This window comes from Streptococcus sp. 27098_8_99, from assembly GCF_041431935.1.
GTDB classification, from domain to species: domain Bacteria; phylum Bacillota; class Bacilli; order Lactobacillales; family Streptococcaceae; genus Streptococcus; species Streptococcus parasanguinis_D.
This window is the reverse complement of the sequence record NZ_JAPVYQ010000002.1, coordinates 212,126-223,078: the sequence shown is the minus strand read 5'-3', so window position 1 is coordinate 223,078 and position 10,953 is coordinate 212,126. Positions and strand designations below refer to the sequence as shown.

The window sequence follows — 10,953 nt, the reverse complement described above, 5'->3', positions numbered from 1 at the left end:
TGCAAGTAAGGCTCGTGGAGTCTAGGCAACTGTTAGTCTCTAGCATTAAAAGGAAAAAAATGTAAAAAAAGCTTGACAAAGCAAATGATTCGCAGTATTATTAACTAGTTAATTAACTGATTAATAAACTAGTTAATAAAAATGAAAAAGAGGTGAAGGATGAATAGGAGAAGAATGAAGGTTCTGGGACTCTTGTTTCTCGGTTTCTTTCTGCTGACAGCTTGTGGAAGTCAAGGAAATGCGGGCAAGCCCCCTTCTAAAAAAGGTCTTAAAATTGTCACGAGTTTTTATCCCATCTATGCCCTGGTCAAGGAAATCTCTGGCGATCAAAATGACATCTGGATGGTTCAGTCAGGTGCAGGGATCCATGATTATGAACCCTCTACCAAAGAAGTGGCCCAGATCTATGATGCGGATGTTTTTGTCTATCATTCTCAGACCCTGGAATCTTGGGCCGGTCGCTTAGATCCCAATCTTCAAGGTTCCAAGTTGCGAGTGATCGAAGGTAGCCAAGGAATGACCCTTGATAAGGTGGCTGGATTAGAGGATGTCGAGGCTGGTCAGGGAAAAGAAGCCAAGCACTTGTATGATCCGCATACTTGGTTGGATCCTGTAAAAATCGCAGAGGAAGGAAAGATCATCGCCCAGCGCTTGGGAGAGATTGATCCAAAGAACAAGGAGCGCTATCAGACCAATGCTCAAAAGCTTGAAAAGCGCTGTGAGGAACTGGTAGCCCGCTACCAGCCTCTCTTTGACAAGGCCAAGCAAAAGACTTTTGTGACCCAGCATACGGCCTTTTCTTACCTGGCTAAACGCTTTGGTCTCAAGCAGTTAGGGATTGCAGGGATTTCCCCAGAGCAAGAACCGACCGCTCGGCAATTGGCCGAGATCCAGCAGTTTGTCAAAGACTACAAGGTGAAAACGATCTTTGTGGAAAAGCACACGTCGTCAAAAGTGGCAGATAGTATCGCCAAGGCAACAGGGGCGCGTGTCAAGGTCTTGGATCCACTGGAAGCCGATCCACAAAACGATAAGGATCTATTAGAAAATTTAGAAGAAACTATGGCGACTTTAGCCAAGGAATTAGAGGAGTAAATCAAGAATGAAGAAAAAGGGAACGATTGGAATTGTAGCGACCTTGGGGTTAGGACTCTGTGCCTATGCGCTCAGTCAGCAACCACAAGTCAAGGAAGAGAAAAAGAATCAGATTCAGTATTTGCAAGCGGACAAGAAATCGTCAGCGACTTCCTCCAGCAAAAAGGAAGACAGCATCGAAGCGGTCAATGCCAAGGAAAAGACCCAGGCAGAGCAGATTGTCATCAAGATTACAGATGAAGGCTTTGTCACTTCTCATGGGGATCATTTTCATTACTACAGCGGCAAGGTTCCATTTGATGCCATCTTTAGTGAAGAGTTGATTTTGCGGGATCCAACTTACCAGCTGCAAGAAGCGGATATCGTGAGCAAGGTCAAGGATGGCTATATTATCAAACGCGCTGGGAAATACTATCTCTACTTAAAGGATGCCCAACATACAGTCAATGTGCGCTCGATCGAAGAGATTGCCCAACAGCAAAAGGGAGGCACCAAAGAAGAAGGGGAAACGGGATCGGTGCAAGCGAGCTCCTCGCACAAGGCAGGCAAGACCCGTGACTTCCGTCAACCGAGTCAAGCGCTGAAAGAAGGTAAGACCCTTGAGATGCTGACGGCTAAGAACCATACAGGAGGTGGCTACCGTACGGACGATGGTTATGTCTTTAGCCCTGGAGATGTCATTTCAGATACAGGGGATGGCTTTATTGTGCCCCATGGTGGCCATTTCCATTATATTCCAAAGAGTGCTTTATCTGCTGGAGAGTTAGCAGCAGCCCTCTCCGTCTTAGGTGGTCAAGCCGGTCATCAGGCTGGGAACTCACACCTAGCTGGAGCAAGCACAGAGCAAGCTACTCCAGATCAAGCCTCTCCAAGCCTTGGGAAGCAAGCGAGCAACCAGCCGTCATCCAGTCCAACCAATACACAGACGACCCCAACGATTTCTAAACCGGCTGCATCTAAACCGAGTCTAACCCTGACCAACTTGATCGAAGAATTGCAGAAAGCCCCGTTGTCTTCTCGTCATGTGGAGTCTGATGGTTCTGTCTTTGATCCAAGCAAGATTACCAAGTGGACCGATCAAGGGATTGTCTACCCTCATGGGGATCATTTCCACTTTATCCCATACAGCTCCTTATCGCCTTTAGAGCGTGAGTTGGCGCGGCAATTCCAATTGCTTCGTGCTCAAGGATCTAGTAGTCCAACAGAAGTAAGTCCAGGCTTGCCTTCAAATCCGAGCACAAAACCAGTTGATCCTGATCATGACCACGACCATGAGAAGGAAGATCCTCATCACAAGCATGACTATGAGGACCATGAAGCCGATCATGACCATCATCATGAAGGCGAACATGATCATGGTTTCCATGCTGACCATGTCATCAGCAAGGATGACGAGGGATATATGGTCGCTCACGGAGACCATGCCCATTACTTCTACAAGAAGGATCTCTCACCTCAAGAGATTGCAGCAGCAGAGGCAACTCTAGCTGGTAAGAAAGAAGAGGACAAGGGTCAGCCCCTGACAGATGATGTTGCGACCTATTCTCGTGATGCCTCAGATGAGGAAAAGATCCAGTACATCAGCAAGACCTACGGTGTCCCTCGCGAGGCCATCAAGATTTCCAATGGTTTCTTTGTCTTTAACAATCCAGACCAAGAATACGATCCGACCCACATCCATCCTTATGCCGTTCGGAAGGAACATGTCCGCATCCCACTTGAAACTGGCAATCCTGAACTAGACTTTATCAATGAACTCTATGCAACAGCGCTTCGTTCAGGGATTTCTCCATATAGCCTCCAGATTGAAAATGGTCAGTTTGTCATCCCGCATGGCGATCACAACCACTACATCAAGGTACGCTCAGCAGGACTAGCAGACTACTTAGCCCACAGTCTTCCAACCATCCAATCTCCTTACAAAAAAGGAGACTTGGACAAGAAAGTTGTAGAGGACAGAGTCAACCAGCTCTTAGCGGAAAGTCGCAGCCTCTATGCTTCTGATCCGTTGCAACAAAGACGGATTGAGCTCATCTTGGGCCACTTCTTGGAAAATGTCAAGAGTTTCCCAAGTAACTCGACAGAGGGCTACCTAGCCAGTCTCAAACAGGTTGATGAGCAGTACATTCATGCGACTCAAGCAGTCAAACCAAAAGAAGAGACAGCCTTGGACCGTCGTTACCAAGAGTTGCTGGAACAAGTGCGTTTGCTAGACACAGAAGCCTTCCAATTGAAGAAGGAAGAGTTGGTCTCTCAACTGCAGGAAGCCTATACTGCCAAGGACAGCAAGCGTTTAGAGCAGGAAGGGAAGCTATTAGAAGCTGTTCAGGAGATGCAAGATCGGACGGGTGTGACATCGGTCGATTACCTCAAGTATTTCTACCAAAGCTTGAGCGATGCGCGCTTGACACCAGAACTCCGCACTAAGGCAGCAGATCTAGCCTTGAAGCTCTACCGAGCTCAAGCCTTTGAAGAAGCTTGGGATTCCAAGTCTCACTTTATGGAACTCTACCAAACCAAGCAAGCTATTGATCAGCTCTTCTCCCAAGAAAAAGGCCAAACCTATCCTATTGAAAAAACAGTTTTGGATCAAAAAGGAAGTCAAACTCCATCCTACAACGTAGCGGTTTATGATTTCCTCAAAGGCTTGAATGGAGAATTGGATAAGGCAACAGAAGCCCGTCAACAGAACAAGATTTTGACAGCTCTCTTAGAGCAAATCCAGTCGCTCTTGCCACAAGTCGAAGACCAAGGCAAACGAACGGCTTTTGAAGCAGGCTTGGCTCAGCTTGGAAAAGAATCTGATCCAGACAAGGCTATTACAAGTGGGGAAGCACTTCTACGCGAAATCAGTGATACCATTGAAAAGCAAAAACAAAAGAAAACGGAAGAGCCTCAAATTGGGGATGTCGCTCTTTATCAACAGCTCTATAACCAATTGATGGCCTTGCACCAACAATTGCAGGACAAGGGAGCTAGTGATGCGGTGTTTGATCGCTTAGAAGCTCTCTTTGACCAATTAGCTAATCCAAAGAGTGATAAAGCAGCTTTACTACAGGCCATCCAAGCCTTCCAGGCAGAGTTGGCAGCAACGCCATCTGCAAGCGAAGCGAGCAAACCAGCTACCACGGTTGAAACGCCTGTCGCTACAGAAACTCCGGTGGAAAAAGAAGCAGCAGCTTTAGAAGGAAGCAAGCCTGCCACAACTGAGACAGAAACAGAGCCTGCAAGCGCACCTGTAACAGAAGCAAGCACGCCAGATACTCCGTCTCCTCAGAACCAATAGAAAATAGAAAAGAGAGTGGGACAGAAATCGGTAATTCGTTAGAATTCGATTTCGTCGTCCCACCTCCGCACAGTTGAGTAGGGCTGTAAAAGCTGATGAAATCAGCGTAGTAGAGCCCACTCAACCACTGCGTCTTGCTCGACAATCCAAAAATAATTGAGAGGCTAGGACTTTTGTCCCAGCCTCTTTTTGCATTTTAGTGAATAGAAGAAGTGGTCTCTTTTTTCAGTTGTTGAGCCTCACTCCTTGTGCTCCAGGAGCAGTGGTGAGGGAAACTCGACTGCTTTTTTTCGCTTGAAAAATGCGGTCATTTGAACCAGGATGCGGGGGACAGTCTGCCATTTTTTCCAGGCTTGAAAGCGGGTATCGATGAGCTGCTTGGCTAAGCGTTCTAGCATTTCCCGCTCGGTTGGATCCAAATCCTGGGCATTTTGGAGGATTTCCTTGGCCTTAGCTAGCTGTTTGAGATCCGTTAGGTCATTGATGGAAGTGATACCGGCATCCAGAAAAATGCCAAAAAAGGTGTCAAAAAACTTCTTGCGCTCCTCTGCCGATGTTTCGCGAACCCATTGCTTCAAGGTCAGATCGGTCTGCTGGCTATCTGGACTGGTTTCTGAAACGGTCACAAAGCTGTAGTCCTTGATTTCCCAAGTGAAGGCGTCGTGCTGGGCAAAGCCACCAAAGGCGCGACTCTTGACAATGGTCGTCGGTTCTGGCACTTCCAACATCATGCCAACGATGGATCCCTGAGGGACAAAGCGCCGAATGTTTGGAGACGTGCGCTGGTAGCCTTCGGTTTCGATAATGGCCTTGTTGAGGCCAGGAGCATCGTAGCTGTAGATCGCGTCGACCCGTTCAAATAAGGAATCAGGTAGATACGAGCAGGCATAGGTTGCGAGATTTCCCCCTTTGGAGTGACCGGCTACTAAGAAATGTCCTTTTGGAAATTCCTTCATGACATGTTGCAGGTAGCTGGCTGCGCGCTTCTGAGCTGGAACATGGTTCATATAGGTCATGTGGAAGTCTTCCTTCCAGCCGATCAAGGTATCATCCGTCCCTCTGAAAACGACCAAATACGTATCCAGACTAAGCCGATAGGTCATGGCCGCAAACTGTTTTTGCACATCGGGATCGTACTCATCGACATAGTTGAGGAGTTTGATGTTATTAAAGCGCTTTGAAGTAGCCAACTCATCGACTAATTGGAGGTGCTGGTTACTCACGATAAAATCGGTAGTCCGATCGATCAGTTCCATCGCATCAGACAGGCGCACTGGGATTCCTGTTGTATCTCCTTGAGGTACAATGTGTCCAAAGGGCAGATAGGTCAGCTCTGTCAAAGCGAGAACATCCAGTTCATTGAAGGGACGGTCATATATGGAATCATAAGTCACTTCTTTTAGGTAATCAAAAATCGTCGACATCTGTGCCTCCCGTGTCTTATTTCTTTCAGTATAGCACAAAAATGGATGGAGAAAAAGCGCCTCCCATCAAGAAAGGAGGAGCCAGTTCTTCTTTCCCTATGAAACAGCCTTTTTCTCTGCTGTTTAATCTGTTATAATAGGAAGAAGAAAAAAAGAAGGAAAGAAAGCCATGCATAAAATTCTCTTAGTGGAAGACGATGAAATTATCCGCCAACAGGTCAAACAATTATTGGAACAATGGGGCTATGAAGTGGTTGCAGTAGAAGATTTTATGGATGTCCTCGGGATCTTTGTCGAAAGTGACCCCCACTTGATCCTCATGGATATTGGCCTGCCTCTCTACAATGGCTACCACTGGTGCCAGGAGATTCGTAAGGTTTCAAAGGTTCCGATCATGTTTCTTTCTTCACGGGATCAAGCCATGGATATTGTCATGGCCATCAATATGGGTGGAGACGACTTTGTCACCAAGCCCTTTGACCAAAATGTCCTCCTTGCCAAGGTCCAAGGTCTCTTGCGCCGCTCCTACGAATTTGGGACAGATCAAAATCTGCTGGAGCACCGGGGAGCCATCCTCAATCTCAAGTCTACGGACTTGGTGTATGAAGGGGAAGTCATCAAGTTGACCAAGAATGAATTTCAGATCCTTCGCGTCCTGTTTGAGCATGCGGGCAGTATCGTGGCACGCGATGACATGATGAAGGAGCTCTGGAATAGCGACTTCTTTATTGATGACAATACCTTGTCTGTCAATGTGGCCCGCCTTCGCAAGAAACTAGAGGAGGCTGGCTTGTCAAACTTCATCGAAACCAAGAAAGGCATCGGTTACGGGTTGACCCATGAATAAATTTGGAACGATTTTCTGGCAGTATGTGGTATCCCGCAGGCGCCTACTCTATCTATTGGTCATCTTTTTGATCGTCGATTTGGTCTTTGCCTATCTCTTTCCAGAGACGGGGACGGTTTTCCTCTATGCGACCCTAGTGCTAGGCTTTTTTGCCTTCTGTGTCTTGATCTGGGATTTCGCCATGACCTTTCAAGACTATCGTAAAGCCGCACTTTATGAGGAAATAGAGGTTGCCTCACCTCTGGAACATCTCCTTTATGAAAAATACACGGAAGAACAGCAGGCGCGCCTGGAGGAAGGGAAGACCGCCCAGGCCAAGTTCAATGACCTGATGGATTACTATACCCTCTGGGTTCACCAGATTAAGACGCCCATTGCGGCCAGCCAGCTCTTGGTGCAAGATGTCGAGACACCCATTGTCAAGCAGCAGATGGAGCAGGAGCTCTTTAAGATTGATTCCTATGCCAATCTGGTTTTGCAGTACCTGCGACTGGAGAGTTTTCATGATGATCTGGTCTTAAAGCGCGTGTCGGTAGAAGATTTGGTCAAAGAAGTAGTCCGCAAGTATGCCCTCTTTTTTATCCAAAAGAACTTGACCGTGGATCTGCATGATTTGGAGCAGGAGGTCATCACCGATCGCAAGTGGCTCCTAGTCATCATCGAGCAGCTTTTGTCCAATAGCCTCAAGTACACCAGCACCGGTGGAATTGAAATCTATTTTAAAGACCAGACTCTCTATATAAAAGATAGCGGGATTGGGATCAAAAATAGCGATGTCCTTCGCGTCTTTGAGCGGGGCTTCTCCGGCTACAATGGCCACCTGACCCAGCAATCTTCAGGGCTGGGGCTCTATCTATCTAAGAAAATCGCAGAGCAATTGGGCCACAGGATCACTCTCCATTCAGAGGTCGGCCAAGGCACGACCGTTGCCATTCGCTTTGAAGAGAAGAAGTTGGTCATGGATTAAGATTCCCCATCTTACAAAAATGTAAGAAATAAAGGTCAAAATGAAAGGTTAGGTTATGGTAGCCGCCTTTTATTTTTTATACAATAGTCTCATCAAATGAAGGAGGTCAAGAAAATGAAACTCTTGAAATGGATGAAACAACCCAAAAAGATTAAGAAACCAAATAACCAAACCGATCTGGAAAAGACGGAATTTGGTCTCCAAGTCCTGCAACAAACCCAAGAATTTTTCTTGATCTACTAGTAAAAGGAGAAAAGTATGTCATTACTAGATGTTCAACATATCAAAAAGATCTACAAAACCCGCTTTCAAGGAACGCAGGTTGAAGCCTTAAAGGATATCCATTTTACCGTGGAAAAAGGTGAGTACGTGGCTATCATGGGGGAATCAGGATCCGGGAAATCAACCCTCCTCAATATCCTGGCCATGCTGGACCAGCCGACCGAAGGACGTGTCTACCTCAACGGTACCGATACTTCAACTATCAAGAACAAGGATGCCTCGAGCTTTCGTCGGGAAAAACTAGGCTTTGTCTTTCAAGACTTCAACCTGCTGGATACCTTGTCCGTCAAGGACAATATCCTTCTCCCTCTCGTCCTCTCACGCAGATCCGTTAAGGAAATGATGAGTAAGGTGGATAGCGTGAGTTGGGAGTTGGGCATTCACCAGCTCTTAGAAAAATATCCTTACGAAATCTCTGGTGGGCAAAAGCAACGGGTGGCTGTAGCACGGGCCATCATCACCTCACCTGAAATTCTCCTTGCTGATGAGCCAACAGGGGCGCTGGATTCCAAATCTTCGGCTGCTTTGCTCGATGTCTTTGAAGATATCAATAGCATGGGACAAACCATCCTCATGGTGACCCACTCAACCGCCGCAGCAGCGAGGGCCAAGCGCGTGCTCTTTATCAAGGATGGGATCCTTTACAACCAGATCTTCCGCGGGGAAAAAACAGAGCGTCAGATGTTCCAAGAAATCTCGGATACCTTGACGGTCATGGCAAGTGAGGTGGAGTAGATGTTACGATTAACCACTAAATTAGCTTGCTCCAATCTGATCAAGAACCGCAAGCTCTATTATCCTTTTGCGATTGCGGTCATTCTCGCAGTGACCATCGCCTACCTCTTTGACTCCCTGACCTTTAATCCCCACATTCACGAGCTTCGAGGAGGATCTTCTATAGTGTTCACTCTCAGCTTGGGATTCTTCGTGGTCAATGCTGCGGGTGCTATCATTGTGCTCTATGCCAATAGCTTTGTCATGAAAAACCGCTCCAAAGAGCTGGGAATCTACAGCATGCTTGGTCTTGAGAAACAGCATCTCATCAGCATGATCTTCAAGGAACTCTTGCTTTTTGGCTTTCTGACTATCTCAGCCGGCGTCTTGATTGGAGCCCTCTTTGACAAGCTGATCTTTGCCTTCCTCTTGAAACTCATGAAGATGAAGGTCCAGCTAGTATCTACCTTCCAACCTGGGATTGTCATCTTGGTCTTTGTCACCTTTGGTCTCATCTTTGGACTTTTGATTCTTCTCAACGCTTGGCGCATTCTCCGTTTGAATGCCCTGCAACTAACTCGTGAGAAGGCTAGTGGCGAAAAGAAAGCCCGCTTCTTGTGGCCTCAAACCATCCTGGGCTTAGCCTCTCTTGGTTTTGGCTATTACCTAGCTTTGTCTGTCAAAGACCCCATCATTGCGCTTGTGACCTTCTTTCTAGCCGTTATCCTGGTCATGATCGGGACCTACCTGCTCTTTAATGCGGGGATCACCGTCTTCTTGCACCTGCTTAAGAAAAAGAAGAGCTACTATTACCAGCCCAATAATATGATCTCGGTCTCTAACCTCATCTATCGTATGAAGAAAAATGCAGTGGGGCTTGCGACCATTGCCATCCTCTCGACCATGGTGCTAGTAACTATCTCTGCAGCAACCAACATCTATGTCGGTAGCGAAATGGTCAAGAAAATCATGGCGCCTCATGATTTCTCTGTCCAAGGAAAAGGGGTCGATTTGGAGCAGATCAATCAGAAATTTGATGAATTTGCCTCTGAACACCATCTCGAGATCAAGAATCGTGACCTGATGACCTATGCCAACTTTGGGGTTAAATCACAAAAGGGCACAGCCTTCACCGTCTATCCAGCTGATGAACGCAGCGTCACTCCTAAAACTGTCTTTATGGTCTTTGATTCGGCTAGTTATGAACACATGACAGGCGAACAGGTCGATCTGACAGGCAACCAAGTCATCCTCTTTGCCCATAACGAGGCTCTTAAGGGGCAAAAGCAGTTCACTATCAATGGGAAAGACTTCCAAGTCAAGGAAGAAGTGACCAAGGATTTTATCACCGATCATGTTCCAAATCAGTTTAATATGCTGACGGAGGATTTCAACTACCTGATCGTACCTGATCTCTCAGCCTTTGTCGCCCAGTTTCCAAATCTTGCCATCAATACCAATATCTACGGTGGCTTCAATGTCAATGTCGATGAAGACCAGCAACTCAAGCTAGCAGCCAGCTATGACAAGATGATCGATGAATTGAGCAGCCAACAGGGCCAAGGAACATTTATCTATGGAGGTAACCGAGCCAATGATGTGGCAGAGTTGAATAGCCTCTTTGGTGGCATCTTCTTTATCGGAATTTTCTTGTCACTGATCTTTATGGTCGGAACGGTCATCGTCATCTACTACAAGCAAATCTCAGAAGGCTATGAAGACCGTGACCGCTTCGTCATCCTCCAACAGGTGGGGCTCGATGAACACGAGGTCAAACGGACCATCAACCGTCAAGTGCGGACTGTCTTTTTCCTCCCTCTCATCTTTGCCTTTATCCATCTGGCCTTTGCCTACCATATGATCCGCCTCATTCTCAAAGTCCTCGGTGTCATCAATAGTGGCCAAGTCCTCGTCGTGACCCTCAGCGTCTGCGCCGTCTTTCTCATCACCTACCTGATCGTCTTTTGGATCACCTCTCGGAGCTATCGTAAGATTGTGCAGATATAAGAAAAAGAAGCTTGAATCAAATTAGAAACTTTCCTTAGGTGAGTACGGACGTCATGGAACTTCTATGAAGTTCCATGACTAATTATTGAGCCTAAGGTCTCAATAATTCCGAGTGCCTGAAACATAATTGTTTCAGGCACTTTTCTCACAGCGGAAAGTTTCAATATACTCTAATAATAATCAGATATTATTTGGATATTTTTGCACAATAATCCAGCATAGGTTATTCAAAGAAAAGAATTGTCAATTTTTTTAGCTTACTCATAGCGGGCTTTTTTGTACGAAAACCGACTGCGATTGTTTTTGTTTTTCAAAGGGATACACAAAAAAG

Annotated in this window: 8 protein-coding genes; 7 read left to right on the top strand and 1 reads right to left on the bottom strand. The window is 46.5% G+C overall.

Going from position 1 to position 10,953, the window contains the following annotated elements:
* Window positions 1–159 precede the first annotated feature (159 nt).
* Window positions 160–1,095 carry a metal ABC transporter solute-binding protein, Zn/Mn family gene (locus O3605_RS02415; protein WP_152904308.1) on the top strand — a complete coding sequence of 312 codons (936 nt, stop codon included), beginning with the start codon at window positions 160–162 and terminating at the stop codon, window positions 1,093–1,095.
* Between the two features lie 7 nt (window positions 1,096–1,102).
* Entirely contained in the window at window positions 1,103–4,381 is a 3,279-nt protein-coding gene (locus O3605_RS02410; protein ID WP_371585178.1) for a pneumococcal-type histidine triad protein, read from the top strand.
* A 239-nt stretch (window positions 4,382–4,620) separates the two neighbouring features.
* Here the strand turns inward: O3605_RS02410 and O3605_RS02405 are convergent, their stop codons facing one another.
* Window positions 4,621–5,805, bottom strand: a complete 1,185-nt coding sequence (locus O3605_RS02405; RefSeq protein WP_371585177.1) for a DUF2974 domain-containing protein — start codon at window positions 5,803–5,805, stop codon at window positions 4,621–4,623.
* 169 nt (window positions 5,806–5,974) lie between these two features.
* Between O3605_RS02405 and O3605_RS02400 the strand changes: the two genes are divergently transcribed.
* The 5 genes from O3605_RS02400 to O3605_RS02380 all read left to right on the top strand — a co-directional run bounded on the left by O3605_RS02400 (window position 5,975) and on the right by O3605_RS02380 (window position 10,622).
* Window positions 5,975–6,652 carry a response regulator transcription factor gene (locus O3605_RS02400; protein WP_003006080.1) on the top strand — a complete coding sequence of 226 codons (678 nt, stop codon included), beginning with the start codon at window positions 5,975–5,977 and terminating at the stop codon, window positions 6,650–6,652.
* Window positions 6,645–7,619 (top strand): sensor histidine kinase, encoded by a 975-nt coding sequence (locus O3605_RS02395; protein ID WP_049497713.1) that lies wholly within the window; start codon window positions 6,645–6,647, stop codon window positions 7,617–7,619. Before O3605_RS02400 ends, O3605_RS02395 begins: the two co-directional genes overlap by 8 nt.
* Window positions 7,620–7,733: 114 nt before the next feature.
* A complete protein-coding gene (locus O3605_RS02390) occupies window positions 7,734–7,862 on the top strand; it encodes a hypothetical protein (RefSeq protein WP_256263169.1) in 129 nt (42 codons plus the stop codon).
* A gap of 15 nt (window positions 7,863–7,877) precedes the next feature.
* Window positions 7,878–8,636, top strand: coding sequence for an ABC transporter ATP-binding protein (locus tag O3605_RS02385; RefSeq protein WP_049497710.1), 759 nt, complete (start codon window positions 7,878–7,880; stop codon window positions 8,634–8,636).
* On the top strand, window positions 8,637–10,622 hold the full coding sequence (locus O3605_RS02380) for an FtsX-like permease family protein (RefSeq protein ID WP_371585176.1): 1,986 nt from the start codon (window positions 8,637–8,639) through the stop codon (window positions 10,620–10,622).
* Window positions 10,623–10,953 lie beyond the last annotated feature (331 nt).

Bases quoted from the DNA above. Each gene is read 5' to 3' on its own strand.
- O3605_RS02400 (WP_003006080.1), top strand. From the start codon at position 5,975: ATGCATAAAATTCTCTTAGTGGAAGACGATGAAATTATCCGCCAACAG.
- O3605_RS02385 (WP_049497710.1), top strand. From the start codon at position 7,878: ATGTCATTACTAGATGTTCAACATATCAAAAAGATCTACAAAACCCGC.
- O3605_RS02390 (WP_256263169.1), top strand. From the start codon at position 7,734: ATGAAACTCTTGAAATGGATGAAACAACCCAAAAAGATTAAGAAACCA.
- O3605_RS02395 (WP_049497713.1), top strand. From the start codon at position 6,645: ATGAATAAATTTGGAACGATTTTCTGGCAGTATGTGGTATCCCGCAGG.
- O3605_RS02380 (WP_371585176.1), top strand. From the start codon at position 8,637: ATGTTACGATTAACCACTAAATTAGCTTGCTCCAATCTGATCAAGAAC.
- O3605_RS02410 (WP_371585178.1), top strand. From the start codon at position 1,103: ATGAAGAAAAAGGGAACGATTGGAATTGTAGCGACCTTGGGGTTAGGA.
- O3605_RS02415 (WP_152904308.1), top strand. From the start codon at position 160: ATGAATAGGAGAAGAATGAAGGTTCTGGGACTCTTGTTTCTCGGTTTC.
- O3605_RS02405 (WP_371585177.1), bottom strand. From the start codon at position 5,805: ATGTCGACGATTTTTGATTACCTAAAAGAAGTGACTTATGATTCCATA.